General features: G+C 44.4%; 20 protein-coding genes and 1 riboswitch. Of the genes, 9 read left to right on the top strand and 11 right to left on the bottom strand.

The genetic code is table 11. The features are described 5' to 3' along the window. Positions 1-32 precede the first annotated feature (32 nt). The 3 genes from OIU26_RS24390 (at position 33) to OIU26_RS24400 (ending at position 2,454) form a co-directional block, all read left to right on the top strand. Positions 33-962, top strand: coding sequence for a D-alanine--D-alanine ligase (locus OIU26_RS24390; protein WP_264218330.1), 930 nt, complete (start codon positions 33-35; stop codon positions 960-962). A gap of 289 nt (positions 963-1,251) precedes the next feature. Next, the gene (locus OIU26_RS24395; RefSeq protein ID WP_264218295.1) at positions 1,252-1,806 is read left to right on the top strand and encodes a GNAT family N-acetyltransferase; all 555 of its coding nucleotides are present in this window, start codon (positions 1,252-1,254) and stop codon (positions 1,804-1,806) included. 36 nt (positions 1,807-1,842) lie between these two features. Beyond that, positions 1,843-2,454: a DUF1349 domain-containing protein gene (locus OIU26_RS24400; RefSeq protein ID WP_013371156.1), complete on the top strand. Its 612-nt coding sequence runs from the start codon at positions 1,843-1,845 to the stop codon at positions 2,452-2,454. Positions 2,455-2,905: 451 nt separating this feature from the next. Here OIU26_RS24400 and OIU26_RS24405 read toward each other — a convergent pair whose 3' ends face one another. The 6 genes from OIU26_RS24405 to uxuA all read right to left on the bottom strand — a co-directional run bounded on the left by OIU26_RS24405 (position 2,906) and on the right by uxuA (position 10,499). Next, on the bottom strand, positions 2,906-3,634 hold the full coding sequence (locus OIU26_RS24405; RefSeq protein ID WP_165084025.1) for an HAD family hydrolase: 729 nt from the start codon (positions 3,632-3,634) through the stop codon (positions 2,906-2,908). A gap of 29 nt (positions 3,635-3,663) precedes the next feature. Beyond that, positions 3,664-4,713, bottom strand: a complete 1,050-nt coding sequence (gene gutB1, locus OIU26_RS24410) for a 2-amino-2-deoxy-D-mannitol dehydrogenase GutB1 (protein WP_058831424.1) — start codon at positions 4,711-4,713, stop codon at positions 3,664-3,666. Between the two features lie 34 nt (positions 4,714-4,747). After that, the gene (locus OIU26_RS24415; protein ID WP_436449212.1) at positions 4,748-6,016 is read right to left on the bottom strand and encodes an aspartate aminotransferase family protein; all 1,269 of its coding nucleotides are present in this window, start codon (positions 6,014-6,016) and stop codon (positions 4,748-4,750) included. A gap of 224 nt (positions 6,017-6,240) precedes the next feature. Next, positions 6,241-7,449 (bottom strand): MFS transporter, encoded by a 1,209-nt coding sequence (locus tag OIU26_RS24420; protein WP_264218297.1) that lies wholly within the window; start codon positions 7,447-7,449, stop codon positions 6,241-6,243. A 362-nt stretch (positions 7,450-7,811) separates the two neighbouring features. Next, complete coding sequence (locus OIU26_RS24425; RefSeq protein WP_264218298.1) at positions 7,812-9,419, bottom strand: mannitol dehydrogenase family protein; 1,608 nt, start codon at positions 9,417-9,419, stop codon at positions 7,812-7,814. Then, entirely contained in the window at positions 9,420-10,499 is a 1,080-nt protein-coding gene (gene uxuA / locus OIU26_RS24430) for a mannonate dehydratase (protein ID WP_264218299.1), read from the bottom strand. Positions 10,500-10,657: 158 nt separating this feature from the next. Here uxuA and OIU26_RS24435 point away from each other — a divergent pair, with 158 nt between their 5' ends. Continuing rightward, positions 10,658-11,311, top strand: coding sequence for a GntR family transcriptional regulator (locus OIU26_RS24435; protein WP_264218300.1), 654 nt, complete (start codon positions 10,658-10,660; stop codon positions 11,309-11,311). Positions 11,312-11,497: 186 nt separating this feature from the next. Here the strand turns inward: OIU26_RS24435 and OIU26_RS24440 are convergent, their stop codons facing one another. Together OIU26_RS24440 and OIU26_RS24445 are read right to left on the bottom strand one after the other, a co-directional pair. Next, positions 11,498-12,352, bottom strand: a complete 855-nt coding sequence (locus OIU26_RS24440; RefSeq protein WP_264218301.1) for an SDR family oxidoreductase — start codon at positions 12,350-12,352, stop codon at positions 11,498-11,500. Positions 12,353-12,450: 98 nt separating this feature from the next. Then, positions 12,451-13,266, bottom strand: a complete 816-nt coding sequence (locus OIU26_RS24445; RefSeq protein ID WP_264218302.1) for an AraC family transcriptional regulator — start codon at positions 13,264-13,266, stop codon at positions 12,451-12,453. 139 nt (positions 13,267-13,405) lie between these two features. On the opposite strand from OIU26_RS24445, the gene OIU26_RS24450 reads away from it, so the two are divergent. Beyond that, entirely contained in the window at positions 13,406-17,053 is a 3,648-nt protein-coding gene (locus OIU26_RS24450; protein ID WP_264218303.1) for a glycosyl hydrolase 115 family protein, read from the top strand. Between the two features lie 88 nt (positions 17,054-17,141). Here OIU26_RS24450 and OIU26_RS24455 read toward each other — a convergent pair whose 3' ends face one another. Both OIU26_RS24455 and OIU26_RS24460 read right to left on the bottom strand, forming a co-directional pair. Beyond that, on the bottom strand, positions 17,142-18,029 hold the full coding sequence (locus OIU26_RS24455) for a dihydrodipicolinate synthase family protein (RefSeq protein WP_264218304.1): 888 nt from the start codon (positions 18,027-18,029) through the stop codon (positions 17,142-17,144). A 211-nt stretch (positions 18,030-18,240) separates the two neighbouring features. Continuing rightward, positions 18,241-18,885 (bottom strand): YczE/YyaS/YitT family protein, encoded by a 645-nt coding sequence (locus OIU26_RS24460; protein ID WP_264218305.1) that lies wholly within the window; start codon positions 18,883-18,885, stop codon positions 18,241-18,243. 114 nt (positions 18,886-18,999) lie between these two features. Between OIU26_RS24460 and OIU26_RS24465 the strand changes: the two genes are divergently transcribed. From OIU26_RS24465 to OIU26_RS24480, 4 genes are all read left to right on the top strand, one after another. Continuing rightward, positions 19,000-19,452, top strand: a complete 453-nt coding sequence (locus OIU26_RS24465) for a MarR family winged helix-turn-helix transcriptional regulator (protein WP_058831435.1) — start codon at positions 19,000-19,002, stop codon at positions 19,450-19,452. A 30-nt stretch (positions 19,453-19,482) separates the two neighbouring features. Continuing rightward, positions 19,483-20,004: a GNAT family N-acetyltransferase gene (locus tag OIU26_RS24470; RefSeq protein WP_102163756.1), complete on the top strand. Its 522-nt coding sequence runs from the start codon at positions 19,483-19,485 to the stop codon at positions 20,002-20,004. Positions 20,005-20,012: 8 nt separating this feature from the next. Continuing rightward, positions 20,013-20,111, top strand: a riboswitch (guanidine-I (ykkC/yxkD leader). Between the two features lie 94 nt (positions 20,112-20,205). Beyond that, positions 20,206-20,547, top strand: coding sequence for an SMR family transporter (locus OIU26_RS24475; protein WP_264218306.1), 342 nt, complete (start codon positions 20,206-20,208; stop codon positions 20,545-20,547). Between the two features lie 3 nt (positions 20,548-20,550). Beyond that, positions 20,551-20,865 (top strand): DMT family transporter, encoded by a 315-nt coding sequence (locus OIU26_RS24480; RefSeq protein ID WP_264218307.1) that lies wholly within the window; start codon positions 20,551-20,553, stop codon positions 20,863-20,865. A gap of 84 nt (positions 20,866-20,949) precedes the next feature. Here OIU26_RS24480 and OIU26_RS24485 read toward each other — a convergent pair whose 3' ends face one another. Beyond that, positions 20,950-23,118 carry an amidase gene (locus tag OIU26_RS24485; protein ID WP_264218308.1) on the bottom strand — a complete coding sequence of 723 codons (2,169 nt, stop codon included), beginning with the start codon at positions 23,116-23,118 and terminating at the stop codon, positions 20,950-20,952. Positions 23,119-23,276 lie beyond the last annotated feature (158 nt).

The following is a 23,276-nucleotide window of genomic DNA, read 5'->3' on the forward strand; positions in this document are numbered from 1 at the left end:
ACTATGATTTTTTAAGAAAATGGGGTGTCATGATGAAGATTGGCGTTACTATGGGGGGTACTTCCACTGAGCGTGAGGTTTCTCTGCAGACAGGTCAAGAGATGCTGAATCATTTGGATCGCAGCCGCTATGAGGTGGTTCCAATTGTGATCGATCAGCCAGCAGATTTAATCGCACAGGTTCAGAACACAGGCATCGATTTTGCGTTGTTGGCGCTGCATGGTCAATATGGCGAAGACGGCACGGTGCAGGGAGCGCTGGAGACACTGGGCATTCCCTATACAGGGAGTGGTGTTCTGGCAAGCAGCCTGTGCATGAATAAGCAGCTGTCCAAGATGCTGCTGAAGTCGGCAGGGGTGCTTACGCCTGCAGGCCTCTGCTGGCAGGGAATGGGCGATTATGATCAGCAAGCGGTAGAGCAGTTGGGTTATCCCGTTATTGTGAAGCCGAATATGGGAGGATCCAGCATCGGCATCCAGCTTGTGCATAATGGGAAGGAGCTTCACTCGGCTATTCAGAAGGCTTGTGCTTTGGATCAGACGATTTTGGTTGAGCCTTTTATTCAAGGGACGGAGCTTACCTGCTCAATTGTGGATGGCGAGGTATTACCGATTATCAGGATTCGCTCTGCCCATTCTGAATGGTTCGACTATAAAGCGAAATATGAGACCGGCGGTGCTGAGGAGAAGGTGATCCAGCTTCCTCCCGTTATTGAGCAGCGTGTGCGCGAGACGGCGCTTGCCAGCTATCGGCTGCTGCAGTGCAAGGTGTATGCAAGGATCGATATGATTTTGTGCCAGGATGTACCTTACGTTTTGGAGGTAAACACCTTACCCGGAATGACCGCTAACAGCCTACTTCCGAAGAGTGCAGCTGCAGTAGGCATAACCTTTACGCAGCTGCTGGACCGTATTATTACTAGCTCACTTCATGAGCGAAAACGGGAATGGGAGAAGGTTTAACATGTTTGATGGATTAGACCAGCTAGAATACCTTGATACGGAAGCTTTCATCTGAGAGAACATCGGAAGACTTTTTGTTCATCCTAAAGAGAATTTAATGGTCTATAAAGTAAAGGGATTAGACAGAAAATGGCGAAATATTGTTATAATGGTTAGAACGGAACAGCGTTAAACTGATGTAGATTTGAAGGATGTTGCAGCATTAATGCAACTTGATTTTGCTTCAAGATGGGGAGGTGTTCACATCTCTATTCGCACCTTATAAAACTGTAGGAGAACGAATACGAAAATGAATATTTTAATCAGAGAAGTGAAGGCTGAGGACGGTGAGTGTAGCACTAACATTGATGGTAGATTTATCGTGGATTCTACCCTTGTTTTGCAATTAACGGGACAGCAAATCGAATATACGGTGAAGGAGAGGCCTATTAGTAAAAAAAGCTACGATGATGATCAGTTTGAGGAAGACACAGTTGAGGATTATTCGAATTATATCGACAATCCCGATCAGATCATATATTTAGCGCTCGTAAATAATCAAGTCGTAGGTCAAATTGTTCTGAAAAGGAATTGGAATAAGTATGCATATGTGGAAGATATCAAAGTCGACAAGCTATATAGAAGCTTCGGTATCGGTAAGGAACTAATCGAACAGGCTAAACGCTGGGGGAAGGATGGCGGAATGCCAGGAATCATGCTGGAGACACAAAGTAATAATGTTCGCGCTTGTAAATTCTATGAAAGTTGCGGTTTTGTGATCGGTGGATTCGACTCCTACGTCTACAGAGGCCTAGATAAAGAAAGTGACGAGATCGCGATCTATTGGTATCTGATGTTTGATTAGAACGACAAATTTATTTGAATAAAGGAGGACAAAAAGATGACTAAAAAGAGAATGGAATGGGAGGAAGGGAATTGGATCAATTCACCTCTATATGCCCGGAAAGAAGGAGATTTCCTTAAGGTTGCGCCTGAAAAGGGAAGAGATTTTTGGAAAAAGACATTATATGGTTTTGAATTTGAAGATGGGTCCGCTTTATTATCGGATTGGAATAACAACACGGCGGTGGAAGTATCGTTTCAACTCGCCTCCTTTACGGAGCTTTATGATCAGGCAGGTATTTTGTTATACCATGGCCCCGAGCAATGGATTAAAGCGGGGATAGAAATCAATGATGGCATTCCTCAGCTTTCCACAGTCGTAACCGCTGGGTATTCTGACTGGTCGCTTGCGGCTGTGCCGGAGTGGGTTGGTGAAGAAGTCACCCTCCGCGCTTCCATAATCAAGGATGCTGTGGTCATTCGCGCACGGACGGAGAATCATGGATGGCGAACGATTCGTGTGGCGCGTTTTCCCTACACCACTGGAAATCAGGCAGGTCCATATACCTGTTCGCCAACCCGTGAGGGCTTTGAGGTTACCTTTACTCGCTGGCACTTTACAGAGCGGGACCAAGACCTTCATAGTGATCCTCCTGTAGAACATCATTGAAGAACGAATGCACAGCTGAGCACAGCAATATGAGATACGATAAACTAGCTTATATGCACATAAAATAATGATTAAGAGTAAGTGTCTCATAATAAAATATATTGTAATGGACCCAAAAGGGAAGATGTGTATTTTGGTGTGAAATCCGGGACTGATAAGGAAGACCAAAGCGGAAAACTACTACTTGACACAATAAAATACATACTCTAAAAACTCCGATTTTGTCTTTCCTAAGTTCAGTTTTTTACGCAACAGACATGAGGTTGAAAAATATTTGATGTAAAGCACGCCCCATAGAGTACACACAGGGTAGTCTAAATGACATACTCTACTGTGTATTCTATGGGGCATAATTATATCTCTTCTCATCCATTTTAAAGATCAGCGGTTTAATATATTTATAGAGGAGTTATGCCTACCAGCATCTTACGGTCCTTCTCTTGGCAGATAACTATTCCCCGAATGGCAAGCTCTCTTTAAGCGCCCACAGGTCATCATAGCTGGAAATACGGTGATCTGCCTTGGATAAATCCTGCTGGCCCGAGCCTGGGTTGTGTAAACCAATGCAGCGCATACCAGCACTCTTGGCTGCATGAACACCATTTCGTGAATCCTCAATAACAATACAATGGTCCGGGGCTATGCCAAGTAGTTCGGCGGCATATAGGAAGATGTCTGGTGCCGGTTTACCCTGGGATACCTCTTCTCCAGTGATTCGAATATCAAAGTAACGGCCAAGTCCCGTTTTTTCCATAATGAGATCAATCAGCGACCGCGGAGAGGAAGAGGCTACTGCAATCGGAATTCCTTTTTCCTGTAGCCAGTCCAGCCACCGTTCCAATCCGTCGATCGCCATCAGGCCCTCATATGCTGTTATGGTCTGCATCACATTTTTTCGGTGATAGGCAAGTGCCTCTTCCAATGTATTAGTAAGTTGATGCCTGTCCAGCACTTGACGCCACATGGATTCGAGTGTCACTCCAACATAGGTGTGATGCTCTTCTTCCGTCATGGGTGCACCGAAATGGGCAAAGGAGCTGCGTTCAACCTCAAAATAAATCGGTTCGCTGTCTACCAACACCCCATCCATGTCGAAAATGACCGCTTTGACCGGAACGGACGCTGATAGGTCTCCTGTGCATTCATGATTCGTCGGTGTAACATGATGAATGCTCGTCATGTCCATTCTCCCCCTTGTTAGTAGCTAATTTAGTTGCCGGAGCCATTCGATTGCAGCACAATCTTGATCGCCTGAGACGAAGGCTGAAGGGTCCGCTCGCTGATATTACATCCAAGTGTCTTAAAGGCTTCATGGTAATCATCAAGCGGATACGAGTGGGTAATGATTTTTTTTGCGGGAATGATTTGCTGCTCAATTAGATAATGCGCCGTGGAGAACGTGCCCAGAGAATCAATCGAGCCGATGATTTTAAGGCTACGGTCAACGACCTCCTTCGGATTAAACGAGCTTATCCCATCTCTCAGCCCCACCAGCATCAAATACCCGCCGCTCGCAAGCTGGCTTAATACCTCAGTGCCGACCACGCCTGTGGTATCCACAATCATGTCCACCTGATTCTTTAACGGTGCTAGCTCATGAATGGCCGACTCCAGTGTGGCGTGCGCGGACCATCGCTCAGGGGCAATGGAATCCGCTATGGCGAGCCGCTCCTCCGAGATGTCAACGAGGCAACCAGTTACTCCTTTCGAAGCAAGAGCATAGCTGTACAGAATCCCGATTGGACCTGCGCCTATAATAACAGTGGTGAAGTTCGGCAGCAGGTTAATCTGGTTGATCCCGGTTAGCATACAGCTCAGCGGTTCGGTCAGCGTCGCTTCTTCGTAGCTGATATGATCCTTCAGCTTGTACAAAAAACGGTCCTCAGTCACATAATAATCGGTGAACGTACCGTCGGCGCTGACTCCGGTCTCTGTTACGGCTTTATGTGTGCAATGATTCTGTCTTCCTGTCCGGCACATTTCGCATTGACCGCAGTAATATGTTGGATCAATCACCACACGGTCCCCAGGCTGCAGTGAACTGACGGCTGATCCTACAGCGATCACATCCCCCGCTGATTCGTGGCCCAAGATCGTGGACGGCACGGCATGATATTTGCCGCTAATGATACCTAGATCCGTACCGCATACGCCTGTCGCCCGAATCCGGACAAGTACATCGTTATCTTTTTTAATCTCCGGGATAGGTCTTTCTTCAAGTGCGACATCCCAAGCTGATTTGTATACCAGTGCAAGCATGAATAATTCCTCCTTTTGTCTATTGGGCAGATCGTTAGTGAAGGGTAGCAAGAACGGTGTCAAGCCGTTTAACAATTTCGACAATCTCATCTTCTGTAGCCGTGAGGGAAGGTCTCACTTTGACCACGTTGCCATAACCGTAACGGGAACCTCTGAGAATTAATTGCTGTTCCTCAAATGCACGATCGATAATTCCATTGCTTTTCACTGCATCCGGGGCATCGTCCTCGTCTACAATTTCCAGTCCCCACATCAGTCCGACACCGCGAGCCTCACCAATGCAATCATGCTTGTCGGCCATCTCGGTCAGCAGGGATCCGAGCAGGCTACCTTTGGACCGGACGGCTTCCAGAAAACCGGGTTCGGTTACAACCTCCAGCGTGGATTTGGCCGCCGTGACCGAGATCAGATTGCTACCCGAGGTAAAGGAATGCTCGTGCTTCTCCAGGACATCGAGACGAGACTGCATCAAAACCGCCGCAACCGGGACACCAATACCGCCCAGACCCTTGGCGAGAGTAATAATATCCGGCTGGATGTCAAAAAGTTCACTTGCGAACATGTAGCCTGTCCGCCCAATACCAGTCTGCACTTCGTCAGCAATCAGAATCATCCCGTGCTCGTCGCATAACTGACGGAGGCGCTTGAAATACCCTGCAGGCGGGATGATATTACCTCCGTTGCCCAGAATGGGTTCAATAATCATGCAGGCCACAGAGCCTGAGCTTGCATATTCAATCGCGTCCGATATGGCTTCAATACAATGATGACCACACTTGTCTGGTGAAGAATTAAAGGGACAACGATAGCAGTAGGGGGCAGGTACATGCAGAGAATATGCCGCAGTTGAATTGGGAAAATTCTTGCGGCGAAAGGCGTTACCGGAAATGCCTGTTGCGAACTGGGTCTGTCCATGATGTGACAGATGCAAGCTGATGATATCAGTTGCTCCGGTATATTTCTGGGCCAGTTTCACAGCACATTCATTCGCCGTGGAGCCGGTAATATCTCTCATCCATCCGGCGTCGATGCCGTTCGGGGCATATTGGATTAGATGGTCTAGGACTTCTTCGACGTAAGGCTCGGTAAAGGATGAAGACATGTGGGCAAGATTGGCGACTTGCTCCTGTACTTTGGTAACGACATGAGGGTGATTATAACCGAGCGACAGATTGAAGGTGCCAGATACGCCATCCAAATACTCCTTACCTGAATCGTCAATCAAAGTAATGCCTTTTCCGTATCTGAAACGTTCTTTGGTCAAGGTATGCACGATATTTCCCCTCCATATCAGAATATACATTTCATTAAGTCATCCTTAAAAAGAGTAACGCCCTATTACAGCATAACGAGGCTGAACTCACCTCCTACAAATAAGAAATTCACCTTCCTTATCCTAATGGACAAAGAAGCTACAATTTGACTGTTCCTGCGATTTCACAGATATGAGAGATAATCGCAACAACAGAATCTGCCCGAAAAGCAAAAACGCGATAGGCCTCACCTCCCCTAAGAACTAAAACAATATCATCCTTCCTTGCCCTGATGGACAAGCGAGTCAATTACTCGGCTGCCCCGATTATTCCACAGATGCGTGAGTATAAGTGCCAGCAGCAAAATCAGAGTAAATCCTCCTAAAATCCAGAGGCTAGCCGCCACTGGCCATTCGCTCATGCTCCAGCCTATTACATATTGAAGCACTGATCCGCCAATTCCGCCCGACGCAATCAGAATGCTGGTTGTTCGCTCGGTCATTCCCGGAATGAGTACGTTGGCGTAGACAAGCGCGATACAGAAGAGACCAGACATGAATATCCCTGCGCAAAAAATGAGAAGGTATGTAGCCCATTGGCTGGATATAAACACCATAGCGACTAAGAAACAGAAAGTTCCAATTGCACTCCATAGCAGATAAGGAATATATCCTGCTGATTCTGCAATCCTTCCTGAGAACATACGACCAATGATCATTGCAATCCAAAGAACGCTGACACCTAGCGAGGCAACAGATCCCTGAAGTTGTAGCGTTTCTGTCAGAATAGAAGGTAGGAAGTTCATGAGCCCCAGTTCAAGACCCATATAAACAAAGAAGAAAATAATGAAGATTCCTAGCAATACACGGTGCTGTCCTGAGTAATGGGCTTGTTCAACTGAACGCTCAGTAGTTCGGATGTCTGCTTGGGTGAGGTGAGTGGAGGCGGAAACAGGCATGGTAAGCCAAAATAGCAATAGGATAAAAGTGAGAAGGGAGATGGTGTAAAAGGTTAGATTCCATATTCCAAACCAGATATACAGGCTAACGATCGCAGGCATAAGCAGTGCACCAAGTGCAAAATAGACATCCAGCTTGGACATGGCTACGGCTTTTTGTTCTTCCGTGAACTCAATTGTAAACGCTCCGATAGATGATTCAATAATGCCTGAGCCGAAGCCAATCCAGATGGCCATTGCGATGACCCAATTCCATGAGGGCAGTACACCCAAGATAGTACATGCGATGACAATACTCCCCAAGGCAATAGCAAGCATGGACTTGCGGCCCATATGTAGAGCCATGAAGGGAGTGAGCAGAACGCCGACAAGAAAGCCGAAAAACTGCAAGAACAGCAGTAATCCACCATCGCTGTACCCCCGTCCATAGTGAGGCAGCAAAGTCGGCAGTAATGCCCCCAGCACAACGCTGGTGACACCGATTAACAGATAGAAAGCACAACTTAAAGCGAAAAGTCTCTTCAAGGCCTGTCCCTCCATAAGGTCATATTTTTTTATATGAGCATTGTTTTTACTAGAATATACCATTACTCTGGAAAAGTATATATACAATTCCACAGAAATTGTAAAAATAAATCGATAGACTCTTAATAATATGCGTCATGCTCCTTATCAACGTGATACACATCAGTTTTATCTTGAAGGCACTATATACTTTCGTACAATTGACTTTGATTTAGAAGTTGATCCATCCTTCAAATGAACGGTTGATTAAAAACATTAAAAGGATCTTTCATGCGTTTGGGAGGAAAAGTTGCGGTCGTTATAAGAATTACAAATCCCCCTGACCAAAGTTTCGTGGCAGGGGGATTGCTTTAATATAAGTTCTAGTTCACATACTTCTCTATCGTACTTCGGACTGCTCCGGGACCTGCCAGCATTTCATGAAACATGGCTTCAATCTTGTCGCCCAGACCAATCTCATATAATCGGACGCCGAACAGTTTTTCATCCTCAAGGAGGCAGCGAACCTTGGAGGTCTGATCGCCTAGCTTCGTATTCTGTAAATATCCCTGCAATGTATTCAGTAACGGGTCGGGACTGAGTGTGAAGGGTGCTCCTTGATCATCCAGCCCCAGCAAATAGCGACACCAAATCGCAATGGTCAGGGGGATGGCAGTCAAGTTCGCAGGATCAAGACCTGCTGTGCTAACATAAGACTTTATGGTTTCACCAAAACGGATGCTCATCTTTTGAGAGGTATCTGTTGCAATCCGCTGTGGTGCATCCGGAATATAGGGATTGGCGAAGCGTTCCTGCAATACCTCGTCAATGAATGCTTTCGGTTGGATAATTCCGGGATCAACCACAACAGGCAAGCCTTCCTTGTAGCCGATGGTTTCCACCAGACGACGCAAGGTGTGATCCTTCATTTCATCTGCAATGAGTTGATACCCGAGTAGACACCCGGAGAGGGCCAGCGCTGTATGTAGCGGATTGAGACAGGTAGTCACTTTCATCTTCTCCACTTTGTCCACCGTATCCCGATCCGTGAAGATGATGCCAGCTTCCTCCAGGGCAGGTCTCCCGTTTGTAAACTTGTCTTCAATGACCAAATACTCGCTAACCTCAGCATTGACAAAGGGAGCCGTATACGTATGTCTGGTGGTAACGATCATCTCCATGTCGGCCAACCCCAGCTCCCGAAGAGCAGACTGTACCTGTAAGGAAGGGCGGGGGGTGATTTTATCAATCATAGTCAGCGGGAAGGTTATTTTCTCCTCATTCTGCAGATAGTCTACAAACCCTTTCTCAACTAGACCTCTGTGATTCCACTCCTTGGCGATAGTAAACATACTATCCTTTAACAGATCGCCGTTATGGGAGCAATTATCCATGCTTACAAAGGTCATTGGAAGCTGCCCCTTCAGATAACGCTGATAGACAAGCGAAGTAGCTATGCTCATCACATGCACCGGCTGTTCAGGACCATTCGCTAAATCCCTCTCTACAACAGCCAGATACTTACCGTCGGGCCCGGTGAGGACGTATCCTTTTTCCGTGACAGTAAAGCTGGCCATCTGCAGAGTCGGATTTTCAAATATTTCAATCAGACGGAGGTAGTCGACCGGACGATTCTTTTCTGCTACGAGGCTCTCAACGACGCTTGCGATCATACTTTTGTGAAATTTTCCGTCTGCACTCATCAACACCAGTAAGGTTAGACTGTCGTAAGGCTTATAAGCTTTGTCGATCATTTCAAAATCAAAGGCTTCGGCCGCAATTATACCTGTATCCGCTTTCAAACTATTCAGCAGCTGTTGCTGTGCATTGGCTACGAACCCCCGAAAAATATTGCCTGCGCCAAAATGCACCCATTGCGGTCTAACTCGGGTATTATGGGCTACAAGCTCCAAATCATATTTTGGCAGTTCAATACCTGCTGCTTCCCAGACCGTCCTGTCTAAAAGGCTTTTCCGGTTAAGCTGGAGCATCTATTTCACTCCCTTGTTGTTTTGAGCCAGACTATCCCAGACACCAAGCAAGTACATAACTCCCAGTGCACGGTCATACAAACCGTAGCCTGGCCGACAATTCTTTTCTTCTCCCCATAGATGTCTGCCATGGTCTGGGCGCACATATCCCTGATAGCCGTTCTCGTGATAAGCTCTAACTACTTCCGGTACATCGACGCTTCCGTCCTTTCCACGGTGTGACACTTCAATAAAGTCGCCATTTTCGAACACCTTAACATTACGAATATGCGCAAAATGAATACGATCATGGAACTCCCGAATCATAGCTGGCAAATCATTCTCAAGATTAGTCCCCAGTGAGCCTGTGCAGAAGGTTAGACCGTTATAAGAACTGTTCACTGCATTTAAGATACGCCGGATGGTCTCACGACTCCGAACAATTCTCGGTAACCCGAAGATGGGCCATGCCGGATCATCAGGATGAATGGCCATCTTGATGTCAACCTCCTCGCAGACGGGGATAATGCGCTCAAGAAAATACTTTAGATTGTCAAACAGCTTGTCTTCAGTGACTTCCGCATAAGCAGCAAACAGTTCATCCAGTCTCGCCAACCGCTCCGGTTCCCAGCCTGGCATCGTGAACTTCCCTGCTCCCTTGAGAATCCGATCCACCATTTGGCGGGGATTATCGGTAATGGCAGCCTTTTCATAAAACAGAGCGTTAGATCCATCAGGTAGTTCTTTATACAACTCTGTTCTGGTCCAGTCAAAGATAGGCATAAAGTTATAGCAAATCACCTTGACTCCCACCTTGGCTAATTTGCGAATGGTGTCAATATAAATGTCAATGTATTGATCGCGGGATGGGAGGCCGATTTTGATATCATCGTGGACATTTACACTTTCTACGACCGCCGTACTAAAGCCCTTGCTTGTAATCTGCTCAGCTACCTTCTCAATTCGTTCCATTTCCCATACTTCACCCGCTACCTTATCATGTAAAGACCAGACAATACCCATAACTCCCGGAATTTGCCGGATATGATCCAGTGTAATATTGTCGTTGCCTTCTCCATACCATCTCCAGGTCATGTTCATAAAGATACCCTCCCTGATTTTATTGGCAATCTTGTATACAAGATCGGTTTGATCATAAAGTACAAAGTTTGCTCTTGTCAATGACAATTTTAGAGGGGTTCAACACATCAAAATGTTTTATAATAAGTCTAGATTTATAAAGTGAAGGCAGGAATGATATGTTTACAAAGGAAGAAATCAAGCAGCTTTTGAAAAATGATATTTTGTCGATGACTTTAAAGCCTGGTACTCTGCTCAGCGAGACGACCTTGTCAGAACGCTTCCAGTTGTCCAGAACTCCGCTGCGCGATGTATTGAAGCAGCTTGCACTGGAATCTTATATTGATATTTATCCCAAGAAGGGGAACATTGTCTCTTATATCGATCTGGAGTCCGTAGAACAAATGAGCTACTTGAGAAGCGCAGTGGAAAAAGAGATTATGAAGGAGCTTTCTACGCAATTTGCATTAAGCGATATACAGAAGCTGAGCGAAATTCTGGACAGACAGAGGGCTGTCATTGATGAAGATCATGCTACGGATCAATTTCTCATTTTGGACGATCGGTTCCACCAAACTATGTTCCAATTGGTAGGCCGAGAATTTCTTTGGCAGCTAATTCAGCAATCAAATGTTCACTATATCAGATATCGCAAGCTGCATATGCTGCAAGCAGGGAAGCTGATGGAAATCTGGCATGAGCACCAAACCATGCTTGAATATATGTTGAATCAGGAAACGAGCAAAATGGATGATCTGGTTCACCATCATCTCAGAAAGGATATACATTCTCTCGAATTTCTCCGGCAGTTCGCTGACTATATCAAGAAATAATGCTGGTGTGCGTTATTCATATTTTGCTAATGAGTTTAGTTGTTTGCCGTCAAGTGGTGGTTGGAATTAAAGGATTTTGATAGGAATTCGAGATCTTGTATACAAGATAGGGCGTTGTTGACACACTAAGCCTCTTGCCGCTTCGCAATTGTAAAATAGAAGGGCAAGGGCTGGAAAATGAAGATTCTACACCCCCGAATAGGCCATGAAACCACCATCGATAGGAATGACTGCACCTGTCACAAAACCGGAAGCGGTTTCATCGACCAGCCAAAGTAGCGTTCCGAGGAGGTCTTCAGGTTCACCGAAACGGCGCATTGGGGTGTGGGCAATAATCTTGGCCGAGCGCTCGGTAAGCGAGCCGTCCTCGTTGGTGAGCAATTGTCGGTTCTGCTCTGTCAGGAAAAATCCGGGGGCAATGGCATTCACCCGAATGCCGGATTCGGCTAGATGTACGGCCAGCCACTGGGTGAAGTTGTTGATGGCGGCTTTGGCAGCGCTGTAGGCGGGAACCTTGGTCATCGGGCTGGGAGCGCTCATGGAGGATATGTTAAGGACCACAGCGCCAGGTCGCCCGATCATGCTTTTGGAAAAAATCTGTGTTGGGATTAAAGTCCCGATAAAATTTAAATCAAGTACATTGCGGAAGCCAGGCACACTGAGATCGAAAAAGGTAGTGATTCCAGGCTGGTTCAGATCTTCAGGATGAAACGTCTCCAGACTCGTATTCGCACTGGGGTGGTTGCCACCTGCCCCATTGATTAGAATATCGCACGGACCGAGCAGGCGGCGGACCGTCTCCTCAGCCTGCTTCACGCTTTCGACATCGGTCACATCGCAGGCAACCGCGATGGATTCTCCGCCGCTTACACAAATTTCCTTTGCTATCAATTCGCCCTTATCAGCAGTACGGTTCAAAATGGCGACCTTGGCACCCTGACGGGCAAGCTCCTTGGCCATGGAGCTGCACAACACGCCGGAACCGCCGGTTACCACAACTGTTTTTCCGGACAAAGCCGGATGCAGGGGAAGACTAGTCAATTTACATTCCTCTTTTCGTTGGAAGATAAGCCCGTATTACGCTTATTCGCGTCCCACAAGCTGTCATGAATTTTAGTCTAAAACGATAACAGATGATCTTATCTAGCTTTCTTTCTAAATTCGCTAGGTGTCATGAATATCGTTTGTTTAAAGATCTTACAAAAATACATGGACGAGTTGAAGCCACATTCGTTACCAATCTCGAGTATCGTTAACTTTGTATTGATCAGTAAGTTGCAAGCATGTTGAATCTTAATATTATTTAAATATTGAATAACCGTAAGTCCCGTGACTTCTTTAAAACGATGACACAAATAATATTTGGACATGTAAAACGACTTTGCGATTTCTTCGATTTTGGTGATTTTGTTATAGTTTTGGTTGATATACGACAGAATAGGTCCAAAGTTAGCGTACTTGGAAGACTGCTGCTCCACGGTTTGGGAATCCTTATTATTATTTAATAGAGATAACAGTTCAGCTAAAAGTATAAAAATACGATCACTCTCACCCGAGACGTTTTCTTTCTCCAGGGAATTCAATAGCCTTTTCACTTTCGCAACCACTTCTTGGTTCAAAGAGATGATGATTTCTGTATCAAAGCAGCCTAATAAAGATTTTATCGCCCGCTCCGTAAAATATAATCGCAAGAAACGCTCCGTAAAATAGACACATGTTCTGGCACAGCCTTGATTTTGGTAGCTTCTATGGAACAAATTTGGTTTGAACAGTGCAACATCATGCAGCTCAATGTCATAGATGGAGTCCTGGATCAAAATCTGATGGTACCCTTGTTCTAGAAAATAAAGTTCATATGCATCGTGATAATGAAAATTGGTCATGTTGTGGTCTGCATCATGGACGACATACTCGATTGAAAATAGGGGATGTATACGACTTACATCAGCAATCATCGCTCAACCTCCATCCTATAGCAATATAATATAACAAATCGATAATTCGGCAACATATTAAAAGATTATTGCTTGGTATTCAGGTATAGTTTAGCTACCAGATTTTCTTCCGAATGGACCACATGAGGAGGTTAGACACTTGAAATCACACCAAGGAACCCAGAATGAATTTGAACTGTTGAAAAGAAATCACACGGTGCCTGTTTTTGTTTCCGAAACGGAAAACAGCGCGGTGCATCTTTCCTTTTGCAATCTTATGCGAGATATTGATTGGGTTTGCGGTTGTAAGCTATTGCGAGCAAAAGAAATGGATCAAAGCAGCATCGTGATCGGCACGATCACAGACAATGAGCCGTTACTCGCTTATCTGCAAGAAAAAGGGGTATCGCTGAAAAAACTAGCGCTGGAGGATGGCTCGTATCGGTGGGAAGCGTTTCTTCAGGAAGTCATTGACGGTGTCTTATATATCATAGGAACCGACAGGCGCGGTACCATCTTCGGAATCTATGACTTGTGCGAGGCAATGGGTGTGTCTCCGTGGTATTACTGGGCGGATGTACCGGTGAAAACCTACGATGTATTTTGTCTGCCTTTGGACTACTCCAAAGCAGATTGGCCAGCGGTTCAGTACCGGGGGATTTTCCTGAATGATGAGGAAGAGCATGATGACTGGGCCAAGATTCATACGCAAGATGGCACGATCGGGCCTGCCGCGTATCAATCCATTTTCGAACTTTTACTTCGACTGAAGGCCAATTTCATCTGGCCTGCCATGCATGTGAATTATTTTAATGAGAATCCCGAAAATGGAGCACTCGCTGAAAAAATGGGGATTGTTGTAGGCACGTCGCATTGCGATATGTTGCTTCGCAGCAACCAGAATGAATGGGAGCCATGGCTTGCAGCCAAGGGTTATGACGACGCCTCATACGATTATTCCATCGAAGGCCGAAATCGCGAGATTCTACAGGAGTATTGGCGGGAAAGTGTCGAGAAGAATAAAAATTACGAAGTGTGTTATACGGTTGGCATGCGTGGAATCCATGATTCGGGATTTCATACGCAGGCCATTGATGAGGACAATTCCATGACTAAGGAAGAACGGGCAGAAGCCAAGTGTTCTCTGCTAGGAAAGGTCATACAAGATCAAAAGCAAATTCTCAAGGACGTGATCGGCGAATCAAAAGAAAATGCTTCATTACAGACATTTATCCCGTACAAAGAAGTACTAGAGCTATATGACCGAGGTCTTGATATACCTGAAGGTGTGACTCTCATTTGGGCAAACGACAACTTTGGGCATATGCGCCGATACCCGAATGAGAAGGAACGGCAACGCAGTGGAGGCAACGGTTTGTATTATCACAACTCTTACTGGGCAGCTCCAGGAACGGCGATGAGCTATCTCTTTATCAATTCAATTCCATTGGCCCATACAGGGAATGAATTGAAAAAATCTTATGAATCCGGAATCCGAAAATTGTGGATTCTGAATGTTGGTGGGTTGAAGCCCCTTGAACAGGATATGGAATTCTTTTTGCGATCTGGCTGGGAAGCCGGCAAAGAGGTAGGAATGACCAAGAATGCATCCCAATTCGTCGAATCTTGGATAAACGCCAATTTTTCCGGCAACCACGGACCTGAAGCTGCGGAATTATATGAAACATTTGCACAGGTCACTAATGTACGAAAGATCGAACATATGCAATCCAATGTGTTTTCACAAACTGTATTAGGTGATGAAGCAGGGCGCAGATTAATGCGGCTGGAGGATATTTTTCGTCGAGGCAATGCCATAATGTACAGCCTTCCGGTCCAGGAGCGGGCTGCATTTTTCCAGATGTTTCTCATGAAAATTCACACGTCATATTATACCAACCATGAGTTTTATTTTGCCGACAGAAGCACGCTTTCTTACGAGCGCGGAAACATGCAGGCTGCTGACCGATATGTGGAGCTTTCGATAAAAATGGCGGACTACAAGCGAAGAATGCTTCATTTCTATAATGCAAAAATGAGTGAAGGCAAGTGGAATGGAATCCTCACACCGGAAAACTTTCCACCACCGCCTACCGCCTTGTATCCTGCGCGAAAGCCCGCATTGAAAATTGCTCAGGGTGGAATGAGAATCGACTTTTGGAATGAAGAAACAACACTGCGCTTTTCCATCCATGGTCAAAAACAAAAATGGTTTGAGATTGGTAACCAGGGGAACGGGACTATTCCATTCACGATTGAGATAATGGAAGGCGAAGATTGGATCATTCTTTCCGAAAGTGAAGGATTGATCCAAACGGAGAAAAGAATTCTTGTCTCGGTCATTGATCCGCATCAGCATGCTGGAAAGACTGGACAACTGACCGTCCGAAACCATAAAGATATGACTTCTGTTCTAATAAAGGTGCAAGTTGAGGAAGGTGTAAATGTTCCTGAAACGTTTTACGGACATATAGAGGCAGACGGGTATGTGTCTATCCCAGCAGCCTCCTACGACCATAATGTTCCCGGTGCAGATTCGACCGATAAGTCTGGTTGGGTAGTCATACCGGGGATGGGAAGATATGAGGGAGCCGCGATGATGGCCTGGAACGGTGAACTACGACCCCTTGGAGGAGAGTTTAAGAATCATCCATATTTAGGATACGATATTTTTTTGAAAGAGGCTGGGCAGTTTACCTTAGAGATTCACCGTTTTCTTACTTTAAATTCGACAGGCAACATTCGTTTCGGTATCGGAGTCGATGATACAGCACCTATTCTGGTAGAATCAGAGACTCGTGACGAGTGGCTGGGCACCTGGCAGGAATCCGTTTTTAATAACGGTGAGAAGATAAGAGTGGAGCTGCCCTACCTAGCTTCCGGTATACATGCCTTAAGAATTTATATGGTAGATCCTTATGTCACTATCAACAAGTTCGTGATATATACGAAAGAGCAAAAAACGAGCAATTTAGGACCGATTTCCAGTGAGCATCATCATAGGCTGGTAGCCGATCATGGACTGGAAAGTCCTACTGTGAATTGGAATGAAGTCGAACAATTATGTAATCAATTTTACGAAGCGGGAGAGCATGAAGTACCTCTTCCCGTCGTCCTTTATGCCACAAGAGATTTTTACGCCACCATCGATGAAATCTTCTTGAAATGTTTTGATGTTCCGCAGACCACGTTAGGGGATAAACGCTATGTAGACATTTGTGATGCTGATGGTACAAAGGATGTTATAAAAGTATTTGGTGCGGGTATGTTTATCGAATCGAACGGCATCGTTGCAATCGAAGCCGAATATGCGTTGGAAAACTCCGAAAATGCATATCTCACCTCCAGTAAAGACGGTACTGCTATTCATTGGAGCCACTTACAAGCAGAAACCAATGGAAGGACAGGTTTCGCCATGCATGTTTCTGAGCCTGGAAGACAGTGGGAGAACCCGGAGATTGCTCCAGCCATGCATTACAAAATAAATATCACAAATCCAGGTATTTACCATATTTGGATTTTGGTTCGACATCATAACGACCAATCCGATTCATGCTACTTATCGCTGGACGGCGTAGTAAGACCTTTATCCGAACAACAGGGAAAGGGTACACTGCATACGTATAACACCGCTCAAGTGTACTATTGGTGTTTACTGTCGGATTTGGAATTGCCCCGTGGTGATCATCTGTTTTCGATCTTAGCTCGAAAGTCGCAACTCAGAGTCGACCGGATATATATGACACAAGGGAGCGAATTACCGCCTGTGGATGCTCTCTGGACGGATTCGATAAGAAAACAGTCCTAAGCTAAAGCAGCGTCTCCATGCTGAAAGAGCGGAATTTAGATACATGTTGAGGTTCCGCTCTTTTTTAATAAATAGTAAAAGAAACAATTCAGTCCTGAAGATTGTTTAATATGAGTTTCAAGTATTCTCTAGCTGATGGATTCAATGGTTGTAAGGGCAAAGGAAGGTTGGGACTTGAGATCAAGCCACTTATTTCTGCTGCTGCTGAAACAACACGAAGGCTACCATACTGATGAAATAACGTCCAAATAGGTTCAAGTAGCGCCGAGATCCGTTCTGCTTCGTCAGCAACACCGTCCTGGGCCAATCGGGTTATTTTTAGACACGTCTTTGGAAACAAACCGCCGAGAACGGAGTACCATGCTTCACAACCTGCATTCAAGCCAGTGACTGCAAATGAATCTCCACTTACTCCTATAGTTACATGGGGAGGAATCGACTCTCGTAGTTTTTTGATGCGTGTCTTGGCTGCTTCGGGATCAGTAGGTACTCCGGGAATCTTAATAGAACCAACATGAGGTAACTCAGCAATTCGGCCGTGCAATTCGTCACTGAAATGAAAATGGGAGGTACCTGGATTATCATAGACACAAAGTGGAATGGAGAGTGAACGGGTTACCTGTTCATAGAGTGAAAATACTTCTTCATTCGTTAGTGTTTGATAGGAGATAGGGGCTAGTAGAACTGCACTTGCTCCTGCTCTTTGTGCATCTTCCGCTAATCGAAGTACTTCTAAGGTACGAATCGCACTTATACTTGTCATCACGGGAATCCCCTCGGCTGAGTGGACAGCAAGTTGAAGAACACGTAAACGTTCTTCTCGATTAAGATATGCATAATTTCCAGTTGAACCTAATGCACCAATTGAGTCTACACCAGCTGCAACTAATCGTTGAATCAGCGTCACAAATGCTTTTTCGTCAATGCCTGTCTCATTAACCGGTGTGAGTGGAAAAGCAGATAATCCGTGGAACATAAAGTTACACTCCTTTATGAATTGACCTTCAAAATACAAACACATTATAAAAATGAATAAGACACAATTAAAGTACCAATTAAGAGACAAATAACTGTACCAATTCTTCTAGAGAAACTTAAAATTGAAAATAAAGATTCTATATCGAAATTAATGTAATGATATTACGTCTTCAGATCAGGTTAGTTGAATTAGAAAGACAAAAAGCATTCTATATTGAATGCTTTTTGTCTTTATCATGATTTGGTGATGTACCAGAGTGTGTTAAGATGCGATCTAATACTTTTCCAGTGAGGGGCATGAAATAATTGAGTATTAACCCTCCTAGACAAACAGTTAACAAAGTTCCGATGCCAATGGGTCCATTTAAAATGAACGCTATGACCAAGAATATGAGGTAAATGAATGTTCTTGAAAAAAATAGATTTGTTCTAGTTAATTCCTGTACGATTATTGTTAATCGGTCAACTGGAATGGGCGCAAAGTTTGTCTGTAAATAGGTTGCAGTTCCTAATCCAACAACAATTAAACCAATTCCAAAACAAACAACTTTGCTGTACCATAGTTCAGGCGTTAACACATCCTGCAATAAAAAAAGCCACATATCAATACCAATCCCCGTTATAAATGCTGTTAACAACCCCAAAACTTCTGGTCTTTGTCTATTTAAAAGTGAATTACAACAGATCAAAATCAAAGCCATTATGATTTCCCAACTTCCTACAGTAAGCCCCACATTTGTGGATAGTCCTACCAAAAGCGCATCAAAAGGTGATGTCCCAAGGTCTGATTGTATAGTGAAAGAAATACCAAGGGATAATATAAAAATACCTATTACAAAAAAAACATATTTCACTTTACTCGACCTCTTTAATATAATTTTATATTGCAAATGCAACAAAGTTAGGGTAGATTAAATATATACCATGTTTATTGCATTTGCAACAAAATAGGGGCAAAGGAGTTCATTATGAAGGAAGTACTTCGTGAAATTGGGATGATAGCCAGAGCATTAGATTCGATAAGTAATATTGAATTTAAAGAATATGACCTTACAAAAGGACAGTATTTATACCTTGTACGAATATGTGAAAACCCAGGAATCATTCAAGAAAAGTTAGCTGAGATGATAAAAGTAGATCGAACAACCGCATCTCGTGCTATCCAAAAACTTGTAATTAATGGGTTTATTGAAAAGAAAGAGGATCAGCATAACAAAAAAATTAATAAACTCTTTCCAACAGAAAAGGGAAATAATGTCTATCCTTTCATAAAAAGAGAACATGATTATTCGGATAATGTTGCCTTAGCGGGATTTTCGGAAAGTGAAGTAAACACCATTTTTAATCTACTTCAAAGAGTAAGAAAAAATATAAGCGATGAATGGGAATTTGTGAAAAAAGGGAACAAAAGAAATTACTAATTGATTTATATGAAGGAGCATAAATTTATAATGAATGCGAAAATTATCAAATGCAGCCGTGCAGATTTACAAACACTCCAAGAAATAAGCATTGAAACATTCAACGATACTTTTAAAGAACAAAATTCACCTGAAAATATGCAAGCCTATCTGGAAAGAGCATTTAACTCGAAACAGTTAGAGAAGGAATTGTCCAATGTCTCTTCAGAATTCTTTTTCGTTTATTTTAATGAAGAACTTGCTGGATTTTTAAAAGTAAATATAAATGATGCCCAATCCGAAAAAATGGGTGATGAGTCACTCGAAGTTGAGAGGATTTATATCAAAAACAAATTTCAAAAACATGGGCTTGGTAAATATCTGTTAAATAAAGCTATGGAAATTGCACTGGGACATAATAAAAAGAAGGTCTGGCTCGGGGTATGGGAAAAAAATGAAAATGCCATTGCTTTTTATAAGAAAATGGGGTTTGTTCAAACGGGTGCACACTCTTTTTATATGGGGGATGAAGAACAAATTGATTTCATAATGACCAAATCAATGATACTATAATTGAATTTAAAAATGTTTTCTAGGGTTCCGCGATGTCATATCGGCTGGTCCGAGAGAAAACTCACAGTCGTTGTACTGTGTCACGGAGGGATAAAAGCCTGGGAGAAAAACTGCTGTATGCAGTATGATCTCGGGCTTTTTTTAATTGCTGCTTTGATCCATATTACATTTGCAGCGTTATCAAAAAGGAGGAAGTACAAAATGAACAAGACATGGTTATCTGTTGTAATTGCGGCATTATTTGAAGTTGCATGGGTTATCGGGCTGAAACATGCCAGTGGATGGTTAGAGTGGGGAGGGACTTTGGTTGCTATTTTTGTAAGTTTCATACTCATGATTATGGCTTCCCGCACGCTTCCGGTTGGAACCGTATATGCAGTGTTTGTCGGTTTGGGAACAGCCGGAACTGTATTGGCAGAAATATTGTTGTTTGGTGCTGAGGTGCAGGGATCTAAATTCATGCTGATTGGGTTGCTTCTGCTCGGAGTTGTAGGACTCAAAAAACAGAATAAAGAGAAGAAACAAGGAAAAGAGGTGCACTAACGGATGAACTGGGTATTTCTGATTTTGGCAGGCGTATTTGAAATGATTGGAGTTCTCATGATTAATAAGCTTCATAAGGACCGGAATTTCTTTTCCATTTTCTGCTTGCTTGGAGGCTTTGGATTGAGTTTTTTCTTTTTAAACCTGGCCATGGAAGCACTACCCATGGGAACAGCCTATGCCGTCTGGACTGGTATTGGAGCTTCGGGTGGGGCCATACTGGGTATGATCTTTTATGGTGAACCGCGTAATACCACGAGAATTTTGTTTATTGTGATGGTACTCAGCTCAGCGGTTGGACTAAAGCTTGTAGGCTGAACAATGATGGGATTTGAAGACAAACTCCCTATACTGGGAAAGCAGCTAGGGAGTTTGCTAATTTATGTTCTATGATGTCCTTCGTCATTGGGGTAATGTGACAGATTTGATTTGAGCAGAGGTATTTCCGTAAATATCCTTTGCAAGCACAAGAATATGCAGTGTATCGGCTTGGGAGGCACCACTCTGTTTGTATATCGTAGTTGGAAGTGTTGCTGACCAATTAGCTTTATTTTCTGTAATAGCGACACGCATGCCATTGACATAAACTTTGAGCTGAGCGATTTCACTTTGATCTGTGACTGAACCTTTCAAAGCGAGAATATCGCCCTTGAGCAAAGCATTCAACTTAAGTGCAGGAGCTTCTGTTTCCTTGCGTTTAGAGGGTGGGAGAGCAGTTTGCGGGTTATAGGAAAAGGTTTCATCCTCAAGCGCTGGCGTGCGTGTTGCAATAGGACGGTTTTTGGTTGCCTGCTCATAGGAATAAGCGTATCGAAGCAGGTCATTATCGCTATATGCGGCACCTGCCATCGTCAGATTGACGGGCATACCGGTATCCTTCATAGCGCCCATACTCACAGAGACACTCGGGATTCCGTACTCGCGTAGAAGGAAATTCGTATTGGAGAAATAGTTGCCATTCTCCCAAGCCTCCTCATAGGATGTTTCATTCACATCGGAGTCCGCTTTGCCGATATTCGAATTGGCCGGGAAAACTATAAAATCAAGGTTATTTTGCTTCATCCAATTTTCAAAATCAATCTTTCGTACATTTTCAAGCCCCCGTAGCCCTTCTTGAAACTGAGGAATTTGTTCGTAAGGGGTGACGCCTTTCTTTATGGTGTCAATGAATACGTCATAGTGACCAAGGTCTCTGCCACGTTTGGCATCAACCGAACCGGGCGGATTTGGAAAGACGGTTGCAGGGTCGATATTAGCCCATGACGGGAAATTCGGATCGCCCACATTTTTAAGGAATTCCTCAGCTGCATAGGGATTAAGCAGTCCGAATTCCTTTTCAGCCCATTTTGCTGGCATCAACCCACGCTTTTCAGGTGTTTTCGCTGTTGGCCGATCCTTCTCGCTGTTTATCTGCAAGGGGAAGTCAACTTCCACAACCTCAGCTCCAAGAGCAGTTAAATCTTTTACGGCTTTTTCCCATAATGCCTGTATTGAAGGTCTGAATTTAATCGGAGTTGTGGTTTCAGGGTCCTTACCGATATAGATTTTTGGAACACCAATACGTTTGCCTTTCAAAGCTTGAGTATCTCGCAACTCCAGATAGGAATTGGGACGGACACTGTTGACAGAAGGGAGCCGAACGGCTTTCTGTTCTCGCCAGAAATCACCCTTGGTGATTTTGTCTTCTACAACGATCACGTCAAGCAAACGGAGCATGTCCTCGACAGTCCTCGTATGTGGGACGACGACATCCCGTATAGGGAAGAGCGGCCAATTCCCCCGAATGGAGATTAGGCCCCGAGATGGGGTGTAGGCAATTAAACCATTGTTCGAAGCTGGTGATCTTCCAGAGGATACCGTTTCTTCCCCCATACCGAAGGCAGCGAGGTTGGCGGCTGTTGACACGCCAGATCCGTTAGAGGAGCCAGAGTACCAGGCTGCAGCCAAATAATCTGGATTGTACGGACTTTCGGCACGACCATAAACGCCTCTTTGCATTCCACCGGCTGCCATTGGCGGCATATTGGTTTTACCAATGAGCACCCCACCGGATTTGCGTATCTTCTCTACTGTAAAGGCATCATCTTTTGCCATCAGGTTTTTGAAAGCCGGAGATCCAGAAGCAACAGTGAGTCCCTTAACCTTGTAACTGTCTTTAACCGTGTAGGGGATGCCTTGCAGAGGCCCGGTATTAATCCCCTGAGCCCTTTGCTGATCAGCCTGAGCGGCTTCTTTTAGTACGTCAGGATTCAGAACAGGGATGGAATTCAGCCGAATGCCACTAGAATCATAGGCATATACCCGGTTAAGGTACATGGCTGTGAGCTCGACACTCGATAGTGCTCCTGACTTCATCGCGTCCTGCATCTGAGCAATCGTAGCCTCTTGCAACTGAAATGTAACCAGGGAGGAGGTAGGTTCACTAGTTTTACTTGAGGATGAGAGTGAGGGTGAAGGAGCGGCGGATGCAAGCGAGCATCCCGTGAGAGTTACAATCATACCAGCTGCGATCCATTTGTAATAGCTACCGATTACATTCCTTGTACTCGCTTTTAACGTTCGTGCGCGCATAGCATTTTCACTCCTTAAAATAAGATAGGTAGGATCAAGAATTTGAATAGAGGGGAATGAGGTAGGGTCTCTTTTTTGTATAAATCTTTCTATTTATACTACTTATTTTCATTGGAAATGTCAATTTTTGTAATGTTGAAAGCAAGAAGTACAGCTAA

The organism is Paenibacillus sp. BT-177, assembly GCF_025846815.2.
Taxonomy (GTDB): domain Bacteria; phylum Bacillota; class Bacilli; order Paenibacillales; family Paenibacillaceae; genus Paenibacillus; species Paenibacillus polymyxa_C.

Bases quoted from the DNA above. Each gene is read 5' to 3' on its own strand.
- OIU26_RS24390 (WP_264218330.1), top strand. From the start codon at position 33: ATGAAGATTGGCGTTACTATGGGGGGTACTTCCACTGAGCGTGAGGTT.
- OIU26_RS24395 (WP_264218295.1), top strand. From the start codon at position 1,252: ATGAATATTTTAATCAGAGAAGTGAAGGCTGAGGACGGTGAGTGTAGC.
- OIU26_RS24400 (WP_013371156.1), top strand. From the start codon at position 1,843: ATGACTAAAAAGAGAATGGAATGGGAGGAAGGGAATTGGATCAATTCA.
- OIU26_RS24405 (WP_165084025.1), bottom strand. From the start codon at position 3,634: ATGACGAGCATTCATCATGTTACACCGACGAATCATGAATGCACAGGA.
- gutB1 (WP_058831424.1), bottom strand. From the start codon at position 4,713: ATGCTTGCACTGGTATACAAATCAGCTTGGGATGTCGCACTTGAAGAA.
- OIU26_RS24415 (WP_436449212.1), bottom strand. From the start codon at position 6,016: ATGTATATTCTGATATGGAGGGGAAATATCGTGCATACCTTGACCAAA.
- OIU26_RS24425 (WP_264218298.1), bottom strand. From the start codon at position 9,419: ATGCTCCAGCTTAACCGGAAAAGCCTTTTAGACAGGACGGTCTGGGAA.
- uxuA (WP_264218299.1), bottom strand. From the start codon at position 10,499: ATGAACATGACCTGGAGATGGTATGGAGAAGGCAACGACAATATTACA.
- OIU26_RS24435 (WP_264218300.1), top strand. From the start codon at position 10,658: ATGTTTACAAAGGAAGAAATCAAGCAGCTTTTGAAAAATGATATTTTG.
- OIU26_RS24445 (WP_264218302.1), bottom strand. From the start codon at position 13,266: ATGATTGCTGATGTAAGTCGTATACATCCCCTATTTTCAATCGAGTAT.
- OIU26_RS24455 (WP_264218304.1), bottom strand. From the start codon at position 18,029: ATGTTCCACGGATTATCTGCTTTTCCACTCACACCGGTTAATGAGACA.
- OIU26_RS24465 (WP_058831435.1), top strand. From the start codon at position 19,000: ATGAAGGAAGTACTTCGTGAAATTGGGATGATAGCCAGAGCATTAGAT.
- OIU26_RS24470 (WP_102163756.1), top strand. From the start codon at position 19,483: ATGAATGCGAAAATTATCAAATGCAGCCGTGCAGATTTACAAACACTC.
- OIU26_RS24475 (WP_264218306.1), top strand. From the start codon at position 20,206: ATGAACAAGACATGGTTATCTGTTGTAATTGCGGCATTATTTGAAGTT.
- OIU26_RS24480 (WP_264218307.1), top strand. From the start codon at position 20,551: ATGAACTGGGTATTTCTGATTTTGGCAGGCGTATTTGAAATGATTGGA.
- OIU26_RS24485 (WP_264218308.1), bottom strand. From the start codon at position 23,118: ATGCGCGCACGAACGTTAAAAGCGAGTACAAGGAATGTAATCGGTAGC.